General features: G+C 58.8%; 22 protein-coding genes. 3 read left to right on the top strand and 19 right to left on the bottom strand.

What is annotated here, in order from left to right; all coding sequences use genetic code 11:
• Positions 1–20: 20 nt before the first annotated feature.
• The gene (locus tag TR36_RS11275; protein WP_062763248.1) at positions 21–1,142 is read right to left on the bottom strand and encodes an alpha-D-ribose 1-methylphosphonate 5-triphosphate diphosphatase; all 1,122 of its coding nucleotides are present in this window, start codon (positions 1,140–1,142) and stop codon (positions 21–23) included.
• Positions 1,143–1,228: 86 nt separating this feature from the next.
• Here TR36_RS11275 and TR36_RS11270 point away from each other — a divergent pair, with 86 nt between their 5' ends.
• Complete coding sequence (locus tag TR36_RS11270; protein ID WP_045392459.1) at positions 1,229–1,864, top strand: DUF1045 domain-containing protein; 636 nt, start codon at positions 1,229–1,231, stop codon at positions 1,862–1,864.
• Here the strand turns inward: TR36_RS11270 and TR36_RS11265 are convergent.
• Genes TR36_RS11265 through phnG form a run of 7 tightly spaced genes read right to left on the bottom strand, consistent with a single transcriptional unit; the run spans position 1,852 to position 6,675 of the window.
• Positions 1,852–2,376 (bottom strand): AAA family ATPase, encoded by a 525-nt coding sequence (locus TR36_RS11265; RefSeq protein ID WP_045392461.1) that lies wholly within the window; start codon positions 2,374–2,376, stop codon positions 1,852–1,854. The genes TR36_RS11270 and TR36_RS11265 overlap by 13 nt on opposite strands.
• Positions 2,373–3,044 (bottom strand): phosphonate C-P lyase system protein PhnL, encoded by a 672-nt coding sequence (gene phnL, locus TR36_RS11260; RefSeq protein WP_045392463.1) that lies wholly within the window; start codon positions 3,042–3,044, stop codon positions 2,373–2,375. Before phnL ends, TR36_RS11265 begins: the two co-directional genes overlap by 4 nt.
• A 2-nt stretch (positions 3,045–3,046) precedes the next feature.
• Positions 3,047–3,802 (bottom strand): phosphonate C-P lyase system protein PhnK, encoded by a 756-nt coding sequence (gene phnK, locus TR36_RS11255; RefSeq protein ID WP_045392467.1) that lies wholly within the window; start codon positions 3,800–3,802, stop codon positions 3,047–3,049.
• Positions 3,799–4,626, bottom strand: coding sequence for an alpha-D-ribose 1-methylphosphonate 5-phosphate C-P-lyase PhnJ (locus TR36_RS11250; RefSeq protein WP_045392470.1), 828 nt, complete (start codon positions 4,624–4,626; stop codon positions 3,799–3,801). The genes phnK and TR36_RS11250 overlap by 4 nt, the downstream gene beginning before the upstream one ends.
• Entirely contained in the window at positions 4,623–5,696 is a 1,074-nt protein-coding gene (locus TR36_RS11245) for a carbon-phosphorus lyase complex subunit PhnI (protein ID WP_045392473.1), read from the bottom strand. Before TR36_RS11245 ends, TR36_RS11250 begins: the two co-directional genes overlap by 4 nt.
• Positions 5,696–6,247 (bottom strand): phosphonate C-P lyase system protein PhnH, encoded by a 552-nt coding sequence (phnH, locus tag TR36_RS11240; protein WP_045392476.1) that lies wholly within the window; start codon positions 6,245–6,247, stop codon positions 5,696–5,698. Before phnH ends, TR36_RS11245 begins: the two co-directional genes overlap by 1 nt.
• Positions 6,247–6,675, bottom strand: coding sequence for a phosphonate C-P lyase system protein PhnG (phnG, locus tag TR36_RS11235; protein ID WP_082714935.1), 429 nt, complete (start codon positions 6,673–6,675; stop codon positions 6,247–6,249). The genes phnH and phnG overlap by 1 nt, the downstream gene beginning before the upstream one ends.
• A 94-nt stretch (positions 6,676–6,769) precedes the next feature.
• Between phnG and phnF the strand changes: the two genes are divergently transcribed.
• Positions 6,770–7,483 carry a phosphonate metabolism transcriptional regulator PhnF gene (phnF, locus tag TR36_RS11230; protein ID WP_045392482.1) on the top strand — a complete coding sequence of 238 codons (714 nt, stop codon included), beginning with the start codon at positions 6,770–6,772 and terminating at the stop codon, positions 7,481–7,483.
• Here phnF and phnE (TR36_RS11225) read toward each other — a convergent pair.
• The 8 genes from phnE (TR36_RS11225) to TR36_RS11190 all read right to left on the bottom strand — a co-directional run bounded on the left by phnE (TR36_RS11225) (position 7,480) and on the right by TR36_RS11190 (position 14,492).
• A complete protein-coding gene (gene phnE / locus TR36_RS11225) occupies positions 7,480–8,790 on the bottom strand; it encodes a phosphonate ABC transporter, permease protein PhnE (RefSeq protein ID WP_045392485.1) in 1,311 nt (436 codons plus the stop codon). The genes phnF and phnE (TR36_RS11225) overlap by 4 nt on opposite strands.
• Positions 8,787–9,632, bottom strand: coding sequence for a phosphonate ABC transporter, permease protein PhnE (phnE, locus tag TR36_RS11220; protein ID WP_062763246.1), 846 nt, complete (start codon positions 9,630–9,632; stop codon positions 8,787–8,789). The genes phnE (TR36_RS11225) and phnE (TR36_RS11220) overlap by 4 nt, the downstream gene beginning before the upstream one ends.
• Positions 9,633–9,679: 47 nt before the next feature.
• Entirely contained in the window at positions 9,680–10,579 is a 900-nt protein-coding gene (phnD, locus tag TR36_RS11215; protein ID WP_045392491.1) for a phosphonate ABC transporter substrate-binding protein, read from the bottom strand.
• A 21-nt stretch (positions 10,580–10,600) separates the two neighbouring features.
• Entirely contained in the window at positions 10,601–11,431 is an 831-nt protein-coding gene (gene phnC / locus TR36_RS11210; RefSeq protein ID WP_045392494.1) for a phosphonate ABC transporter ATP-binding protein, read from the bottom strand.
• 756 nt (positions 11,432–12,187) lie between these two features.
• Positions 12,188–12,958, bottom strand: a complete 771-nt coding sequence (rutD, locus tag TR36_RS11205; protein WP_153010553.1) for a pyrimidine utilization protein D — start codon at positions 12,956–12,958, stop codon at positions 12,188–12,190.
• Complete coding sequence (gene rutC / locus TR36_RS11200; protein ID WP_045392500.1) at positions 12,958–13,341, bottom strand: pyrimidine utilization protein C; 384 nt, start codon at positions 13,339–13,341, stop codon at positions 12,958–12,960. The genes rutD and rutC overlap by 1 nt, the downstream gene beginning before the upstream one ends.
• Complete coding sequence (gene rutB, locus TR36_RS11195) at positions 13,342–14,082, bottom strand: pyrimidine utilization protein B (RefSeq protein WP_045392503.1); 741 nt, start codon at positions 14,080–14,082, stop codon at positions 13,342–13,344. It lies immediately after the preceding gene.
• Positions 14,082–14,492: a hypothetical protein gene (locus TR36_RS11190; RefSeq protein ID WP_062763244.1), complete on the bottom strand. Its 411-nt coding sequence runs from the start codon at positions 14,490–14,492 to the stop codon at positions 14,082–14,084. Before TR36_RS11190 ends, rutB begins: the two co-directional genes overlap by 1 nt.
• A gap of 236 nt (positions 14,493–14,728) precedes the next feature.
• Between TR36_RS11190 and hydA the strand changes: the two genes are divergently transcribed.
• Positions 14,729–16,159, top strand: coding sequence for a dihydropyrimidinase (gene hydA, locus TR36_RS11185; RefSeq protein WP_045392509.1), 1,431 nt, complete (start codon positions 14,729–14,731; stop codon positions 16,157–16,159).
• Here the strand turns inward: hydA and TR36_RS11180 are convergent.
• The 3 genes from TR36_RS11180 to TR36_RS11170 are packed head-to-tail and all read right to left on the bottom strand — an operon-like array spanning position 16,156 to position 18,232.
• The gene (locus TR36_RS11180) at positions 16,156–17,052 is read right to left on the bottom strand and encodes a GTP-binding protein (protein WP_045392512.1); all 897 of its coding nucleotides are present in this window, start codon (positions 17,050–17,052) and stop codon (positions 16,156–16,158) included. The two genes, hydA and TR36_RS11180, sit on opposite strands and share 4 nt — an antisense overlap.
• Positions 17,043–17,330 (bottom strand): hypothetical protein, encoded by a 288-nt coding sequence (locus TR36_RS11175; RefSeq protein WP_045392515.1) that lies wholly within the window; start codon positions 17,328–17,330, stop codon positions 17,043–17,045. The genes TR36_RS11180 and TR36_RS11175 overlap by 10 nt, the downstream gene beginning before the upstream one ends.
• Entirely contained in the window at positions 17,330–18,232 is a 903-nt protein-coding gene (locus TR36_RS11170; protein ID WP_045392777.1) for a polysaccharide deacetylase, read from the bottom strand. Before TR36_RS11170 ends, TR36_RS11175 begins: the two co-directional genes overlap by 1 nt.

Raw genomic sequence — 18,232 nt, 5'->3', positions numbered from 1 at the left:
TTACGCGGGGTCGGGCAGCCTCAGGCTACCCGATGTCCCGATGCCCAGGTTTCGCGCAGGTAGGGTTGGGTGTCGGGCATTGCAACCCGAATGAGGTCGGCCCGCAGCCCGACGGCCAGTCGCCCGCGGTCTACAAGCCCGCTTGCCGCTGCCGGTGCGGCGGTAACCGTAGCAAAGCCCTGGGCCAGATTGTCCCAAAGGTTGCCAAGCATTACGGCCGAGGTCAGCAGCGCTGCGGGCACGTAGTCCGAACTGATGATATCCAGTAGCCGCGCCGCAGCCAATTCGTGCGCGGCAATGTTGCCGGAATGGGAGCCGCCACGGATCAGGTTCGGTGCGCCCATGATATTGCGGATGCCGGCAGTGCGATTGGCCGAGGCCGCCTCCATCGTGGTGGGAAACTCCGCAAGTTCTATGCCATATCCCGCCGAGGTGGCGACATGCTCTGCTGTTGTGTCATCATGGCTTGCCAGAACCGCCCCCCACCGTTTGGCCGCAGCCACGGTCGCGGCCTCATGCGTGGTGCCAAAGCGGTTCCGCAGGTCGATCAGCAAATCGCAATGCTCCTTGAAGGCAGCATCGGACATGCCACGTTTCCCTTTGTGGTACTGGGCGAGCTTACTTATGTCCCGGAACTGGCGTTGCCCCGGGGTGTGGTCCATCAGGCTGACAATGCCGATGCGGTCATCGGCGGTGAACTCGGCCAGCTCCTCGGCCAGTGTTTCAGAGCAGACCTCGGCGCGCAGGTGCAGCCGGTGGCTGATGCGCAGGTTCGGGCGCATTGCAAGAATTTCCGAAGCCAGATCGCGGGCATAGCGGCTATAGCCGTCGGAACCGCTGATCGATCCGACACGCAGCGCATCGAAGACGGTGGTGATGCCGGTTGATGCCAGTTCGGCGTCATGGGCAATGATGGCGGCAGCATGGGGCCAGTTGACCCCCGGACGTGGCTGGATATGGCGCTCCAGATTATCGGTGTGCAATTCGATCAGGCCGGGGGCAATCAGGTCACCGTCGCAATCGATGCCTGTCCGGCGCGGCTCTCCGATGTCCGCGATCAGGCCATCCCGGATAACGATGGATCCGGTGCGAACCTCGTTTTCCAGAACCAGTCTGGCATTCGTAAAGATGGTTTCGGTCATATTCCGTTCCGTATGGTGGACCCCGGTGTATCGCCATAGAATTGTGACACAGATGCGATAAGCGGCGGTGAAGGAGAGATTATTTTATGAAGCGATATGCAATCTACTATTTGCCGCCCCCCGGTCCGCTGGCGACATTCGGTGCTGAATGGCTAGGGTGGGATCCCGTGCGCGGGGTGCGTGTGGCGCAGCCCATGTCGACGGATGCACTGGTGGCGCAGCCCAGAAAGTACGGGCTGCACGCGACGCTCAAGGCCCCGTTCCGGTTGGATGGCACGCAGCAGGATCTGGAGGCTGCGGTCAGCGAACTGGCGCGATCGCTTTCGCCCGTGTGGCCGGGAGAGCTGGCGGTTTCGCAGATCGGTCGGTTTCTGGCGCTGGTTCCGCAGGGCGATCAGGCCGGGCTGAACGATCTGGCGGCACAGGTCGTTGAAACGCTCGATCCTTTCCGCGCGCCGTTGACCGATGGCGAAATTGCGCGGCGCCATCCGGAGCGGCTCTCGGAACGGCAGCGCGCGTTGCTTGACCGGTGGGGCTACCCCTTTGTGATGGAGGAATTCCGTTTCCATATCACTCTCACAGGGCCGACAGATATGACCGCCGATGCGATGGTCCCCATGGTGGCCCCGGTATTGCCCGCAAAGTTCGGAATCCATGAAATCTGCCTTGTCGGCGAAGGCGACGATGGCATGTTCCGGCTGATACGCCGTTATCCGATCTGACATCTATCATCCAGTACACGTAGAAACGCGGCAACGGCCCTGTCCAGATCGCGACCGTTGTCGATTTCGTGAACGATCAGACCCGAGGGAAGTGGCGCTTCCCGCCGTAGGCGCGCAGCAATATCAGCGGCGTCTTCGCGCCCGCGTAGGGCCAACCGGGCTGCGCGGATGTCCTGCGGGGCGGTGATGTGGATAATCTCCAGACCGGGAAAGGCCGCGGCCGCTTCCAGCAACCGTTTGCGGGATCCGTTGAAAATTGTCGGCCCGGCTCCGGTGGGGCGGGGGATGGCATAGCGTAATCCATGCGCATTCCAGCAAAGCGCGAATTGCCCCGCAGCCTCCCTTTCCGCAAAGATTTCTGGGCTCACCCCTTCGAAAGGTTCGTCATCCGGCGCTTCGGGGCGGGTGATCACCCGGCGCAGGATATCAAGGCCCTGCCGCTGCCGACGCACCGCATTGATGACCGTGTCCTTGCCCGCCCCCGAAGGGCCCACGACTGCATATATGGTCATGCCGCAAACTCTGCCATATCAATCATTCTGTCACATACCCTTTCACGCGCACCTTCATCATGGAAGATGCCGACGATGGCCGTCCCCCGTGACTTTGCTTCTTCGATCAGGGTCAGAACGGTTTCGCGGTTGGCGGCATCAAGGCTGGCCGTGGGTTCATCCAGCAGCATGACCGGAACCTGGCGAATGAAACCGCGCGCAATGTTCACCCGTTGCTGTTCCCCGCCTGAAAACGTCGTGGGGGATAGCGCCCACAAACGCTCGGGTATCCGAAGCCTATCCAGCAGTGACCGGGCCATGTCCAAAGCGGCGTTTTCATCAGCACCTGTGGCAAATAGCGGTTCAGCGACAACTTCGACCGTGGGGACGCGCGGCACCACCCGGAGAAACTGGCTGACATAGGCCATCCGTTCGCGCCGCAAGGCCAGAATTTCGCGCGGATCGGCGCGCGTCACATCGGTGCCCGCGATAATGATAGACCCGGTGGCGGCAAGATAATTGCCCCAGAGCATTCGCATCAAGGTGGATTTCCCCGCCCCTGATGCCCCCAGCAGCCCCACGCATTCACCCGGTCTGACCGAGAGAGAGACGTTTGACATGACTGGAATAACCGCGGCGCCATGGTTATGCAAAATGAACGTCTTTGATACATTACGAAGTTCGATCATCATCACACCTGCAAAACCGAGGAAACCAGAAGCTGAGTATAGGCGTGCTGCGGATCATCCAGTACCTGATCGGTCAGCCCGGTTTCGACCACATGGCCCCCCTTCATCACCATCAGGCGGTCCGCCAGTAGACGCACCACGGCCAGATCATGTGTTACGATGATGGCCGACAGCCCCATGCGGCGGACCAGGCCGCGCAACAGATCCAGCAGGCGTGCCTGCACGCTGACATCCAAGCCGCCTGTCGGTTCATCCATGAAGACAAGCCGTGGCCCCGTCACCAGATTGCGCGCGATCTGCAGCCGCTGCTGCATGCCGCCCGAGAACTGCCGCGGGCGATCATCGATCCGGTCTGATGAAATCTCCACCCTTTCCAGCCATCCTGTTGCCGTATGGCGGATATCCCCATAGTGGCGTGCGCCCACCGCCATCAACCGTTCGCCTACATTGCCACCGGCCGACACATTCATCCGCAGTCCGTCACGCGGGTTCTGATGGACAAAGGCCCAGTCGGTCCGGCCAAGGCGGCGCCGTTCGGCTTCGCTCAGCGTCAGAACATCCTGACCCTCGAAAATGACCTGTCCCGCATCGCTGGGTTGATGCCCGGCCAGACAGGACAGCATGGTGGACTTGCCGGAGCCGCTTTCTCCCACAATGCCCATCACCTCACCGGGGTAGAGATCGAAGCTCACATCCGTGCAGCCGATGCGTGTGCCATAGCGCTTTTCGATCCCGCGCACCTGAAGCAGAGGGGTCATGATGCGGCCCTTTCGGAACAATATGAGGTGTCGGAGCAGACGAACATGCGTCCGCCGGCATCATCGGTAATGATTTCATCCAGATAGCTGTCGACCGCGCCGCATATTGTGCAGCTATGATCCGCCTTGGTCGCGGCGAAGGGGAAATCCTCGAAATCAAGGCTTTGGACGCTCGTATAGGGGGGCAGGGCATATATGCGTTGTTCGCGTCCCGCCCCGAACAGCATCAGGGCCGGGCTGTTGTCCAGCTTGGGGTTATCGAACTTCGGGATCGGGGACGGGTCCATGACGTAACGCCCCTCTACCTTGACCGGATAGGCGTAGGCGGTGGCGATCTCGCCGTGCTTGGCAATATCCTCGTACAGCTTTACCTGCATCAGCCCGTAATCGGCCAAAGCGTGCATTCTGCGGGTCTCTGTCTCCCGAGGCTCCAGAAACCGCAGCGGTTCGGGGATGGGCACCTGAAACACCATGATCTGGCCTTCGTGCAACGGAGCCTCTGGAATGCGGTGGCGGGTCTGGATGATGGAGGCTTCTTGCGTGCATTCGGTTACCGCAACATCGGCTGTGCGCTGGAAGAAGCTACGGATCGATACGGCGTTCGTCGTATCATCGGCCCCCTGGTCGATCACCTTCAGCGTGTCATCCGCTTTGAGACATGCTGCTGTCACCTGCACACCCCCGGTGCCCCAGCCATATGGCATGGGCATTTCGCGGCTTGCAAAGGGAACCTGATAGCTCGGGATTGCCACCGCCTTCAGCAGGGCGCGCCGGATCATCCGCTTCGTATCCTCATCCAGATAGGCGAAATTATAGTCGCTCATTCTGCATCCTCCGATGCTGCGGCACGCAGGCGACGGATAAGCTCCAGTTCCGCCTGAAAATCCACATAATGGGGCAGTTTGATATGTTCGAGAAAACCCGTGGCCTGAATGTTGTCGCAATGGGACAGAACGAATTCTTCATCCTGCGCGGGCGCGCCTTGATCATCTTCTCCCAGTTCACGCCAGCGAAGGGCACGGTCCACCAGTGCCATGCTGATCGCCTTGCGCTCGGTTTGGCCGAATGTCAGCCCGTAGCCGCGCGTAAACTGCGCAGGCTCTGTTTTTGATCCGGTGAACTGGTTGACGGTTTCGCATTCGGTCAGCTCGATCTCGCCGATATCGACTGCAAACCCCAGTTCGGGAATCTCCATCTCCACGCAAACGGTACCAATCCGCAATTCACCGACAAATGCGTGGTTTCGCCCGTATCCGCGCTGTGTGGAATAGGCGAGTCCAAGCAGGAATCCTTCATCCGCACGGGTTAGGGCCTGCAGTCGGAGCGCCCGGTCCGCAGGTAATTCCAACGGTTCGCGCGTCAGATCGCGGGGGGTGGCATCGCTATGTGGGGCGGGTTCGATCAGGCCGTCGGTATCCAGAAAGGACAGGATATGCGGGACGGGCTGCGGATCAGCCGATGCTTTGGGGGCCGCCGGGGGATCCCCATTCGCCATCAGGGAAAAATCCAGTAGCCGGTGCGTATAGTCAAAGGTGGGCCCGAGGATCTGACCGCCGGGCGCATCCTTGAACGTGGCGGAGATCCTGCGTGACACGGCCATATCTGCGGTATCGACGGGGGTCGATGTTCCGAACCTGGGCAGAGTGGTCCGATAGGCGCGGATCAGGAAAATTGCCTCGATCAGGTCTCCACGGGCCTGTTTGATGGCCAATGCGGCAAGGTCGGGATCATGAAGCGAGCCTTCGGCCATGACGCGATTGACGGCCAGGGCCATTTGCGCGCGGATCTGGGGGATGGTGAGTTCGGGAATGTCCGGATCGCCCCGGCGTTCCTCGGCCAGCCATGCGTGGGCGTTCCGGATGGCCCGTTCGCCCCCTTTTACGGCAACATACATCAGAGCGCCTCTATTTTCGTGCTGCGGGGAAGGGCAGATAGCGTGGCGCCACTGGTCAGGAACAGGTCCACCCCCAATGGAAAGCGGGCTAGCCGGTCGCCGGGCAGATAGGCAGTCGCCTCGCCGTCAATTCCGGGCCCGGTCAACCTATGCGTGTCGTTGCCGAATTCGGCCAGTTCCACAATCAGTGTGGTAGACCGGTCGGGATATTCGGCAGTGCCGGTTGCAAAACGCTCAAGGGGGGCCAGCGCTTCCCACGTTCCAATTGCAAAAGCAGCTGCATCTGCCTGCGCCAACGGTGCACCGGTATGGAACCGGACCCACGCCTGTATGTCGGGGGTATTGCATGCACCAGCCAGATAGACGGGCGTGGTTGTATCTGCGAGCGTCAGCAGCAATGTGGCTGCGGCCTGTGACAGGGGGGCAGGGGCTTTTGCGGTTTCCAGGCAATGACGTGTCCCCGGGCGGGCCATTGCATCAAGTGCGACACGAAAGGCGTGGGCGGCTTGGTGCGGCGCATTGCTGAACCCGCCTGCCAGAATATCGGCCATCAGTCCTCTCCCCGTACCAGTGTAAAGAATTCGACCTTGGTTGCCTCGGCCTTGGCGTGGCGCAGCGATGCGGACTGGCTCGCATCGTTTGCCAGCGGTGTCAGAATACGCTCCATGAACCGGGCGGGTGTATCCTGCATCAATGCATCGACAATTGCGGCGCATGTGGCATGGGTCTTGTTACGCCCTTGTACGCAGGAATGCCCGATTGTGCCGGAAGCCAACCGCAGTGTGCAGCGTGTCACCGTTATCTCGCCGATGTTGAATGGTGCGCCGGTGCCGCCGGTCCGCCCCTGTACCATGACAGTTCCAATCTCGGGGGCGCGGGCAAAGCTGTGTTCCGGCAGATCTCCCAGCAAATCTCCAAGCCGTTCGGGGTTGGCGCGCGCCAAAAGGCCCATCCAGTTGCGCCGTTCTAACAGGTCCATCTTCGACACCTTGCAAAGTTGTCTAGTTATATATACAACTAGACAGGTAGCGGATGAACATGAGTCCCTCAACCCCCCAAGCGGTGACATTTGTATGACAGCACGCAGCACGATCTGGACCGCCATCGCCGAAACGATTTCGGCTGAAATCACCTCGGGTCAGCGCTGTGCCGGAGAGAAGCTGCCGACCGAAGCCGAACTGGCAAGAAGGTTCGGGGTAAATCGCCATACCGTGCGGCGGGCGTTGGCCGATCTGGCAGCGCGCGGGCTGGTCTATGCCCGGCGCGGTGCCGGCGTTTTCGTGCAGGGGCAGGGGGTGGAATATCCCATCAAGCGCCGAACGCGGTTCTCCACCACCCTCGCTGCAGCCGGGCGCGAGGCGGGCCGTGTCGTGCTGAACCTTGAAACGCGTCGTGCAAATATGGCCGAGGCTACTGCCCTGCAGGTGCCCGCAGGATCGCCTGTGCATGTGATCGAGGGGATCAGCCATGCCGATACGATGCCGATCGCGCTTTATCGTTCGGTTTTTCCGGCGGAACGTTTTCCCGACATGCTGCCCCTGCTGAAGGAAGAGCCATCCGTGACCAGGGTTCTGGCGCGGCAGGGTGTGCCGGATTACACACGGGCCGATACCCGCCTTGCCGCCAAACGCGCCACGGCCACGATGGCCCTGCATCTGCGCCTGCGCGAGGGAGATCCGATCCTGCGTTCGGTGTCGATCAATATCGATGAAAATGGTGTGCCCGTGGAATACGGGCACACCTGGTTCGCGGGTGAACGGGTGACGCTATCCGTCACGCCGGATTAGCCTTTGATCAGCCGACGGCGGATCCAGCCGGAAATGCCGTCCATCATCATGACCATCAGGATCACGAGAATGATGTAATAGGTCACATCTTCCCAATCCTTCTGGGTCTGAATGGCCTGAGTCAACAAAAGGCCGATCCCGCCACCCACGATAGCGCCGATGACGGTCGCGCCACGTGTATTCGACTCCAGCATATAGAGGATCTGGCTGGCAATCACGGGCATTACCTGCGGGATGACGCCAAAACGGCCGCGCTGCAGGGCATTTGCCCCGGTTGAGCGCAAGCCCTCGACCTGCTTGCTGTCGGTGGTTTCCAGAACTTCGGAAAACAGTTTGCCGAAGCTGCCGGTGTCCGTCAGCATGATGGCCAGCGCCCCCGTCATGGGCCCGGGGCCAAAGGCGCGTGCCAGAATGATCGTCCAGATCAGGCCATCCACGCCGCGGCAGAAATCGAACACGCGCCGGATCGCAAAGCGGATCGGCATGGATGGGCCGAAGTTCCGCGCCGACAGGAAGGCCAGGGGAAGCGCGATCATGGCCCCCATCATCGTGCCCAGAAAGGCCATCATCAGGGTCTCGAAGATTGCCCAGGCAACAGCATTGTGCCGCCACATCGGGTTGTACCAGAAATCGTGCCACATGGCCGACAGGTTGGACTGATCTGCAACGATACGATCCGAAGACAGCGCCGAGCGGGCCAGCTCGGTCCATGTCATGTAATGAAACGGGCTATCGGTGGTAAAGAAGAACAGCGGCCAGCCAAGGAAATACCGGAACGTTTCCGTCCGGGCCTTTGTCACGGTTAGTCGGCCCTCGGGGCGGGTAATGGCGACGCGGGTATCTGATGCGCTGATCCATTCAGGGATCTGCCCGTCGGGAGTGAACAGTTCGATGCCCGATTGCGCCGGAATGATCGTGATCTGCCCATAGTCCGGTACAGCCATCCGAACAGCATCATCCTCATATCGGACCGTGACGCCATGCGTCAGGTTGATGGCGGTGCCACCTTCCGCGTTCTGCACCCAATCAGGCCAGCGGTCGGCTGGGTATTGGCCGTTACGCTCTCCGTCCACCGAAACGCTGGTGGTATCACGACGATTATCACGGGTAACCTGAATGCGATGGCTGTAGGTATCACGCAGCAGGATTGCCGCGTTATCCAGCCGCACCCTCTGCGCCAGCCCCGGCATATCGAAGGCAAAGAAAATATAGACGAGATAGGCAATGACACCCGCAAGCAAGGCAAAGCCTGTCAGGCGTTTGCGGGCGATCCGGCGATGCGCCTCGACATAGGGAACAGTGGTCATGCGCGGCCCTTCACCAGAACATGGCGGAAATGCCCCGAGATCTGGTCGATGATCATGATCGTCAGGAACAGCAGAATGAAAATTGCGGCGGCGGCGTCATAACGTCCAAGGCCCCAGCCGATGGCGATCTTCAGTTCGGCACCAATTCCGCCCGCACCGACAAACCCCAGAATGGCCGAAGCCCGCACGTTGATCTCAAACCGCAGCAGGGCATAGGACAGCCAGTTGGGCGCGACCTGTGGCACGACGCCCAAGAGCATGCGCTGGAACCAGCCCGCCCCCACGGATTGCAAGCCCTCGACCGGCTTGGTGTCTGCATTCTCGTTCACCTCGGCAAACAGTTTGCCAAGTGCGCCTGTTGTATGAAGCGCAATCGCGATCATGGCAGGAACAGGACCGCTGGACAGCATGAAGATCAGGATCAACGCTACCACGACATCGGGGACCGCGCGGGTGATATCCAGCACACGCCGCAGCGGCGATACAAGACGGGGAAAGGGGGCCAAACCCGGCGTGACCATCAATGACAGGAAGCCGCCCAGAATTGCGCCGATCAGGGTCGCCGCTGCGGCGATGTTCAGCGTCTCCACCAAGGCAGGCAAATAGTGCCAGACAAGGCCTGGAAGATTTGCCGCTTTGGCAAAGGCTTCGCCCAGCAATTCAGCTGGGAAATCGAACAGGCGGGGGATGCCAGCAAGAAAGCCGCCCGCATTGCGATCATTGGCAAGATGAAAGCCGCTGGCCATCATGGCCACGAAAACGACCAGAAGGATCGTCGAATAGGTGCGCTTGCGCCGCACCTGTGCCATATAGCTGTCTTGGATCTGGGCTGTATCAGTCATTATCTGTCCTACGAAGTGGGCGGGCCACATGGACCCGCCCGGCACGATCAGCCACCGTTCATCCGGCGGGCTTCTACGATCGATCTGTATTGATCATGGGTGACGGGGATGAAATCTTTCGCCTCGCCGCCAGCAACGCCATAGGCGCAATCCGGATCGTTTTCCCACAGGTTGGCAGTCAATTCGGTAACCTTCGTGCGGACATCCTCGGGAAGGGCATTCCGGACAACCATCGGGCCTTCGGGAATTTCACGCGATTGCCAGATCTGGACCAGATCGTTCATGTCGATCAGGCCGGAGTCGGCAGCCTTGCGCAACGCGCCGGAGTTATAGCCGTCTTCCCAAGCGCCCTGACCGTCAGCATAGGTTACGCCACCGTCGATATCACCGTTGTTTACGGCAACGATTGTCTGCTCGTGCCCGCCGGTGAACCGGATGTCGGAGAAATACTTGCCGGGTTCCATATCGATGCCGGCTTCGGTCATTTCAACATTCGGGATCAGATAGCCCGACGTGGAGTTGGTATCACCGAACCCCATGACCTTGCCCTTCATGTCCTCGATCGACGTGATCCCGCTGTCCTTGCGGGCAATGCCGATGGAGTAGTAACCGATGGACCCGTCCATATTCTGTTTGATCAGAACCGGGGTGACGGCTTCCGGATCGGTCAGGTAGATTTTGGCATAGGCGGAAGCCCCCAGCCATGCCATATCCAGCGTTCCGCCCAGCAACCCCTGAATGACACCGTCATAATCGGCCGGCGTGAAGATTTTCACAGGGACGCCAAGCGCGTCTTCGATTGCGCTGCGATAGCATTCCTGATTGGAAAGGCGATCCTGGGCATTTTCACCCCCCAGAATGCCGATATTCAGCCCTGTGATTTCCTGCGCGTGCAGAGGGGCTGCAATGACGGTCGTAGCAAGCAGCGCGGCAAGCATCCGTTTCATGGTCTTCTCCGGTTTGAAAAATCAGTCGGACAGCATCGAACCCGCAAAGGTGCGGTTCTGTGCGTCATTGGATTGAAGGGCGGCGATGGAGGTGGACGTGGCTTCTTCGCGGAACTCCGCGCCTGCGCCGTAGATCTCGCGAGCGACAGAGGTCGTGAGCTGGTCCGGGGTGCCGTCGAATACGATACGACCCGCCCGCATGCCGATCACCCGGTCACAATAGCGGCGCGCCGTATCAAGTGTATGAAGGTTGGCGATAATGGTGCGGCCGTCTTCTTCATGAATACGGCGAAGGGCATCCATCACGACCTGTGCGTTCATCGGGTCAAGGCTGGCAATAGGCTCATCAGCCAGAATGACCTGTGGGTCCTGCATCAGGGCTCGGGCAATCGCCACACGCTGTTGCTGCCCCCCGGACAAGGCCTCGGCCCGCTTGGCGGCCTGCTCTGCAATGCCGAGGCGATCGAGGATATCGATGGCGCGATGGATATCGGCTGCCGGCCACATGTTGAACAATGTAGGCAGGGTTCCCCGGCGGTTCAGCAGCCCGTGCAGGACATTCGAGACAACATCCATGCGCGGCACAAGATTGAACTGCTGGAAGATCATCGCGCATTGGCTTTGCCAGGCACGTTTATCACGCCCCTTCAATTGCAGGATATCCGTACCGTTGAACATCAGCCGCCCAGAGGTGGCATCCGTCAGGCGGTTCATCATCCGCAGAAACGTGGATTTCCCTGCCCCGGACCGACCGATGATCCCGACCATCGCAGGGCGATCGATCGTGAAGCTGGCGTTATCAACGGCGGCCGTCTGGCCGAAGATCTTGGTGACATTCTCAACGTGCAGCAAAGCGGGCATCCTTTGTTTGGACGGACACCTCGCAGCCGGACGTGATCATTGCATGACAGGGATATGAAAGATTAATGACGGAGGTAGTGGGGCTTCCGGTTTCTACTTGGGAAGCTGAAAGACGGTAAGAGGCTGGTGCTGTGTCATTGGAAAGACACGTTTCTCCATAGAGCTATCCGCATTACGGGGCTGATACTGGGTACGACTCTCAAGCTGATGCTAGATCCCCGTATGATAGATCAGGTGAGAATTGCTTCTCAAATATGTATTACTTAAAAATAATATGGGTATTCGCGCTAGCGGGGGAAATGGTTCCTGACCGTACGCATATCATTTTGAGGCGCCGTATTCCCGAACAATTTTGACGATTGTTACCGAGTATGAAAGCCATCGCATAAGTGCAGCTGATACCACGTATTTATGCTGATAGATGGCTAATGCCATACATTCATGTCTTCTTCTAATACATAGATATAGTTGCAGAAATCGTGTTTATATCTGCGTATGAGTGCTGGTGACTTAGACTATCATGATACGAATTTCTAGAGTCAGGATCATGCTGACTGCATAGGTGGATCTGCAGCCATCAGCCCCTTTACGACCACAAACCCCTTTCAGGCATACCTGCCCAAGGTTCAGTCAGGCAGCTGGGAAATATCCGAGATAAACATGACATACGGCTGTCGCTGTAGGAATTGGTTCAATACACAGCCATGCGCACCCGCCCGTCGCGTTTAACGACGGGCAAGGTCTCCTTTATAGCCCTTCCAGAAACCGCATCATCTCAATGTTGAACGCATCGGGTTGAGTGATGTTCACCGCGTGGGCGCCATGGTCCATCATATGCAAGCTCCCTTTCGGCAAACTCTGAATTAGCGTTTCACTACGGGAATATGGCACGAGCAGGTCATCCTTGGTGGCAAGTGCCAGAACAGGGCAGGTCAGTGCGTGCAGCCGGTCCGTGATGTCGAAGGCCGATAGGGCTGCGATCCGGCGGCGGACATTCTCTGCGCCTTGGAAATGGGCGATGTGATGGGCATCCTCGGCGGCCATCCGGTCGGCATGTTCCTCCATCCAGTTGCCGGGATATAGAAACAGGGGTTGGGCGCGAACAAATGCCTCCACGCTGATATCCAGCAGGCGGAGCCTGGCCTCAAAACAGCGGCGTGAATGGTCGGAGGTTTTGGCCCAGGCGTTGATTGCAAGAATGCTGCTGACGCGATCAGGGGCGGAAAGCGCAAGCTCCATGCCGATCAATGCGCCCAATGCATGCCCCACGACATGCGCACGGGGTGTTTCGGATGCGTCCAGCACCATTGCCAGATCATCCGCCATATCCGAAATCGTTGTACTGTCTGGAACTTCGCCACCGGTTTTGCCGCAGCCCCGATGATCATAGGTGATCACCCGGTAACGGCCCGTCAACGCGTCCATCTGAGGCGCCCAATATGTCCCCGAACCGCCAAGGCCCGATGAGAGAATTACCGTATCCGCGCCTTCAGGCCCGCCGTATACCGTGTAATGCATCATCCAACATGCGCGATCGTTGCAATTTCAACCAAGGCTTCGGGTTTCACGAGGCCGCATTGGATGCAGAAGCGTGCCGGCTTCTCTCCGGGGAAATACTCGGCATAAACTGTGTTTACCGCAGCGTAATCGGCCCAATCCTTGATGAAGATGTGGTTCATCGTCACGTCGGCCATCGTGCCGCCGGCTGTCTCGATCACGCGTTTGATCGTTTCCAGAACATGGCGTGTCTGGGCCGCGGCGTCGCCTACATGAACGACGTTGTTCTCGGCATCGAATGGCAAAGTACCGGAGACATAGACGATGCCGTCCGCCTTGGTGCCGGGAACGAAGGGCGCGATCGGCTTGGTTGTGCCTTCGGGGATGATGGATGTTTTGGGCATTCAAGCCTCCGTTGTTGGAATTTGGCCGACGGCACCGCAGAAATCAGCGGTAGATGAAACCCAGCCAAAGAAAGTTTCAACATTGTATTCACTGGCTTTTTGCATGTATTCCGGCCCCAGCCAGTGGGTGGCATCGGAAAGCATCACACCGAAATATTCCAGATGGAATGCATCCCGAAGCGAGCTTTCGACGCAGACATTCGTGGCAATTCCGGTAAAGATCAGGGTGCGTATTCCCCGGGCACGCAGGGTGCTGTCCATCGTGGAATTAAAAAACCCCGAGTAGCGGGTCTTGGGCACAACAATATCGCCCTCCTGCGGGGTCAGATCCGGAATGATCTCGTAATCCCATCCGCCTTTTGCCAGAAACTGCCCCTGCAGTTCCGGTCTTGCGCGCATTGTCTTTAGCGCGTTCGATTTGTGAAAATTGGGCGAGCCGGGGCCGCCTGCCTCGATGTAATCCGCATCCCAGCCATTCTGGAAATAGATGACCGGAATCCTGGCCGCCCGTGCCACGGTCAGCACCTTGGCGATATTGTCGATGCAGGCGCGGTTTCCCGAAATGTCGAAGCCCGCCTTGTCGACGTAACCGCCTGCGGTGGCATAGGCGTTCTGCATATCCACCACGACGATAGCCGTCTCAGCGGGGGTGACAACCAGCGGTTCGGGGCGTGCTGGCAGGGTGCAGGTCGGAACATCGGGTGCACGCCGCAGGGCAGCGGGGTCGATGGCAATGGTCATTATGCGGCCTCCAGTCGGTGTAGGTGAAACTTTATCAATGGTCGGGTCTTGGGGCTGGCGATTTCGGGTGGGGTTTGGGGCTGCAGTCCGTGACAATGATCATCCATCGAATCAGGCAGGTCTGTAGGTAAATTTGAGGCTTGATGCCCCAACTCTCGCAATATCTTCCCAATAAGATGTGTAGTGGGCGGTAAGATAATCGCCTTCCAGCCTTCGAAATTTAGCGGGTGATCGGGTAGAATCCGGTGCATGGCCTTTGCCGACAATCCGAGGTCTTGGCTGGTATTATAGGCAATAAGCCAGTCATCGTATTCGATCCGAATGAGCACGCCACTCTCCATCATTTTTTCCGTCGGCCCGTGCCACGCTGGAGTGTCAGGGATACGGAAGCCCTTGCCGCGATCATCCATGCTTCTTTTCCCAAGGGCAGGTGGTTCGCTACGTCGAGCGCTGTATTTTTTCAGTTGTGCCTATTTGCGGGCGCATATTGGCTGGTATTGCTTAATTGTATCGCAAATGCGCAAAAAACTCTGCCTGTTGCACAAGCTTAAGGCGGCTTGCGTTGCGCATAGTCAGTTGCCGGATACGGTTAAGGCGATGCTATGGCGCAGGCTTTGCCTGCCTGTGAGACACGAAAGGACCGCCCATGAAACTGGATCTTGCAATTCGCAACGCGCAGGTGGCCACCAGTTCCGGGGTGTTTTCGGGTGATATCGGGATTTTCAGCGGGCAGATCGTCCAACTCGGGATCGTCGGCCCTGCCGCGACCGAAGTGGATGCCACCGGCCTGATCGTCACGCCAGGTGGTGTGGACACACATTGCCACTTGGATGAAGTGATGCCCGGCCTGACCCATGAGGCCGAAAGTTTTGATACAGGGGGCCGTTCTGCTTTGGCCGGGGGCACGACATCCGCCATCTCGTTCATCAGGCAAATTCCGGATCATGACATGGCCGATGTGGTTGCGGAGTCCATGCGCCGCGCCTTGCGTTCCCGCATCGATTACTCGTTCCATATGACGATTACGGACCCGACCCCGGAAATACTTGCGGAACTGCCGCCGCTTGTCGCGAAGGGGATGCGCAGCCTGAAGGTGTTCTTGACCTATGACATTTCACGTTTGGATGATGGCGCGTTTCTGGATGTCCTTGTTGCCGCGCGCAAATCGGGCGCAATGGTGGCCGTCCACTGCGAGAATTATCATGCAATCGGATGGTTGACGGAAAAGCTGCTGGCTGCCGGTTTGACAACACCCAAATATCATTCCTGGTCCCGTCCGAAGGTGGTGGAGCGGGAGGCGACATATCGTGCGATTTGTCTGGCAGAGCTGGTGGATACGCCCATCCAGATATTCCATGTTTCCTGTGCCGAAGTGGCAGAAGAAATCGCGCGGGCGCAAGCGCGAGGGCTAAAGGTCTGGGGGGAAACCTGTCCACAATACCTGCTGCTGACCGAAGACGACATGGATCGTCCGGACGGCGCAGGCTTCATGTGTAGCCCGTCTCCTCGGACCAAAGCAGATCATGAAGAAATGTGGGACATGATCCGGCGCGGGGTAATCGATGTGATTTCCTCGGACCATTCTGCCTCAAACCTTACGGGGGTACATGGCAAGGATGCAGCTGGCCCTGATGCAAGCTTTCGCGATATTCCGAACGGTGTTCCGGGCGTGGGCGCGCGCATGCCGCTGGTGTTTTCCGAAGGGGTCATCAAGGGGCGGATCACGCTGGATCATTTCGTGCGGCTGACAGCTACGAACCCGGCAAAACTCTACGGACTTGCGCCGAAGAAAGGGGATATCGTGATCGGGGCGGATGCCGATCTGGTCTTGTGGGACCCGACGCGCGAAGTGGTGCTGGATAACACCCTGATGCAGCATGCCGTGGATTATACACCCTATGACGGAATAAAGGTTACGGGCTGGCCCGTTGCCACCTATTTGCGCGGTGTAAGGGCGATGCAGGACAATAACGTGCTGATGCCCGAAGGGGGTGGGCAATTCGTGCCGCGTGCCCCATATTCGTTGGCCGCACCACGGGGGATTGTGCCCAACGGCTTTGTCGCGGCTGATATCTAAAGGCGGGCAAATTTTCGGAAGGATTGTTCCAATCGATCCGTGTCATATCCGCGCCCGATAAAAACCAGATGGTTGTCGATGGCGTGTGACGTTTTGGGAATTACTTCGGGTTTCTGGACGATTCCCCGGACGGTCTGCACCAGAAGCCGCCCTGCCGGCGTACGGATGACACCTTTGACGCGCATGATGTCCCGTCCTCTGGCATGCAGCAGGGCAGAGAGCCAGACACCGAAGGCCGTCCAGTTCATATCGGCGGGCATGTGCAGTGTGTGGGCCTGCGGTAGCGGATCATTGGCCGTATCCGGCAGGTCTCCTACAAAGGCAGATGCAGATGGCAGGGGGTATGGTTCCCCCATATGGGACCCCTCGATCCGGGCCATAGGGGCCAGCCTCTGAAGAAGCCCTAGCAACAGCTGAATATCGGAGCGAGACGCTTGGTCGACCTTGGTCAATATGATGCGATCGGCGACGGTGATCTGGCGTCGGGCCAGCGCGTCGGACATCAACTGGTCACGCGCGTGTAACGCATCTACCAGAACCGTGGTCGGTTCCAAGGTGAAATGGTGGCGCAAAAGCGGGTCGGTCCGGATCATTTCCAGAATGGAGGCAGGATCTGCCAGCCCGCTTGTTTCGATGACAACGTCCTGTGGCATACCACGGCTGGACAGATCCGCCCTTTGGTGAAGGGCGGTGCGAAACGCTTCTTTTCCTGCGCAGCAGCAGCATCCACCGGCCAATACCTGTGCCCCCGTCAGCAGCGCATCATCAACCGGGATGCCGGCTGCCTCGTTCACGATGACATGGGCCGGTACGAAGTTGCCTATGTGACGCTGATGGCGCAGCCATGTGGTTTTTCCTGCACCGAGATATCCGGCCAGAATGGTCAGTCGCACAGGCGCGGATCCAGCGGATCAACCGGGGCGCCAAGCAACCGCGCGGCCTCTGCCCATAAGGTTGGCAGGTCGGGAACAAGGACTGCGGCCCCGGTTCGTGTGGATAGCATGATCCCCGGGACCGGCCCCGCATCCCGCGCCGATAGCCCATGCGGCCCCAGCATCCGGTTTGCGATATCGCCCTGAACCAGCCGCGCGCGCAATCTGTCGTGCAGGCTGGCAGCGCCCGCCTCGGTCCACGCGCCCGGCCTTTCGGGGAATCCGCAGGCATTGCACATCAGATCACCTCGGGGCGTGCCGGTGCGTCAAAGGGAAACCGTTTGCGGAAATCATCGGCAATCTTTTCGAATGGCGCCCATTCAACACCATCATGTCCCGAAATGTATTCGATCAGCCTTTCCAGCATCAGCAAAACCTGCGGGCGCCCGGAAACATCGGGGTGGATGGTGAAGCAGAAGGTTGCATAATCCATCTCGCGGTAGACCCAGTCGAACTGGTCCTTCCACATCTGCTCGATATCACGAGGATTTACAAAGCCATGGCTGTTCGGGGCACTTTTGATGAACATCATGGGCGGAAGATCATCGACGTACCAGTTCGCGCCGATGTCCACGAGGTCGATCTCCTTTCCATGCGTCATCGGTTTCATCCAGTTGGCCGCAGGGCCGGAATAGTCGATTTTGTTCCATGAATCGCCGACGCGTGCATAGAACGGCTGGAAATCTCGGTATCCTTGGCTGTGATCGTAGCTGAAACCGTATTTCTGCAAAAGGGCCGCTGTGTTTTCCGACATCTCCCACCAAGGTGCGACATAGCCGCGGGGAGCCTTGCCCGTCAGCCCCTCGATCAGTTCGATGCTTTTGACCAGAACCTCCTCTTCCTGGGATGGTGTCATGGCGATGGGGTTTTCATGTAGATAGCCGTGCGCGCCGACCTCATGACCCGCATCCACGATCATCTTCATCTGATCGGGAAACGTCTCAAGCGAATGACCGGGTATGAAGAAAGAGGATTGCAGATCGTATTTCCGAAACAACCTGAGAAGGCGGGGAATGCCAACCTCGGTTGCGAATACGCCCCGCTGTATGTCCGAGGGGCTGTCCGCGCCGCCATATGATCCGATCCATCCGGCTACGGAATCGATATCGACACCGAAAGAGCAGTAGATTTTCTTGGTCAT

This window comes from Falsirhodobacter sp. alg1 (assembly GCF_000739715.2).
In the GTDB taxonomy this organism is placed as follows: domain Bacteria; phylum Pseudomonadota; class Alphaproteobacteria; order Rhodobacterales; family Rhodobacteraceae; genus Falsirhodobacter.
The sequence above is the reverse complement of the archived record's forward strand: the minus strand, read 5'-3'. Positions and strand labels throughout refer to the sequence as shown.

Excerpts from the sequence above, each read along its gene's own strand:
- TR36_RS11275 (WP_062763248.1), bottom strand. The coding sequence starts at position 1,142 with ATGACCGAAACCATCTTTACGAATGCCAGACTGGTTCTGGAAAACGAG.
- TR36_RS11270 (WP_045392459.1), top strand. The coding sequence starts at position 1,229 with ATGAAGCGATATGCAATCTACTATTTGCCGCCCCCCGGTCCGCTGGCG.
- TR36_RS11265 (WP_045392461.1), bottom strand. The coding sequence starts at position 2,376 with ATGACCATATATGCAGTCGTGGGCCCTTCGGGGGCGGGCAAGGACACG.
- phnL (WP_045392463.1), bottom strand. The coding sequence starts at position 3,044 with ATGATCGAACTTCGTAATGTATCAAAGACGTTCATTTTGCATAACCAT.
- phnK (WP_045392467.1), bottom strand. The coding sequence starts at position 3,802 with ATGACCCCTCTGCTTCAGGTGCGCGGGATCGAAAAGCGCTATGGCACA.
- TR36_RS11250 (WP_045392470.1), bottom strand. The coding sequence starts at position 4,626 with ATGAGCGACTATAATTTCGCCTATCTGGATGAGGATACGAAGCGGATG.
- TR36_RS11245 (WP_045392473.1), bottom strand. The coding sequence starts at position 5,696 with ATGTATGTTGCCGTAAAAGGGGGCGAACGGGCCATCCGGAACGCCCAC.
- phnH (WP_045392476.1), bottom strand. The coding sequence starts at position 6,247 with ATGGCCGATATTCTGGCAGGCGGGTTCAGCAATGCGCCGCACCAAGCC.
- phnG (WP_082714935.1), bottom strand. The coding sequence starts at position 6,675 with ATGGACCTGTTAGAACGGCGCAACTGGATGGGCCTTTTGGCGCGCGCC.
- phnF (WP_045392482.1), top strand. The coding sequence starts at position 6,770 with ATGACAGCACGCAGCACGATCTGGACCGCCATCGCCGAAACGATTTCG.
- phnE (WP_045392485.1), bottom strand. The coding sequence starts at position 8,790 with ATGACCACTGTTCCCTATGTCGAGGCGCATCGCCGGATCGCCCGCAAA.
- phnE (WP_062763246.1), bottom strand. The coding sequence starts at position 9,632 with ATGACTGATACAGCCCAGATCCAAGACAGCTATATGGCACAGGTGCGG.
- phnD (WP_045392491.1), bottom strand. The coding sequence starts at position 10,579 with ATGAAACGGATGCTTGCCGCGCTGCTTGCTACGACCGTCATTGCAGCC.
- rutD (WP_153010553.1), bottom strand. The coding sequence starts at position 12,958 with ATGCATTACACGGTATACGGCGGGCCTGAAGGCGCGGATACGGTAATT.
- rutC (WP_045392500.1), bottom strand. The coding sequence starts at position 13,341 with ATGCCCAAAACATCCATCATCCCCGAAGGCACAACCAAGCCGATCGCG.
- rutB (WP_045392503.1), bottom strand. The coding sequence starts at position 14,082 with ATGACCATTGCCATCGACCCCGCTGCCCTGCGGCGTGCACCCGATGTT.
- TR36_RS11190 (WP_062763244.1), bottom strand. The coding sequence starts at position 14,492 with ATGGATGATCGCGGCAAGGGCTTCCGTATCCCTGACACTCCAGCGTGG.
- hydA (WP_045392509.1), top strand. The coding sequence starts at position 14,729 with ATGAAACTGGATCTTGCAATTCGCAACGCGCAGGTGGCCACCAGTTCC.
- TR36_RS11175 (WP_045392515.1), bottom strand. The coding sequence starts at position 17,330 with ATGTGCAATGCCTGCGGATTCCCCGAAAGGCCGGGCGCGTGGACCGAG.
- TR36_RS11170 (WP_045392777.1), bottom strand. The coding sequence starts at position 18,232 with ATGACCAAGAAAATCTACTGCTCTTTCGGTGTCGATATCGATTCCGTA.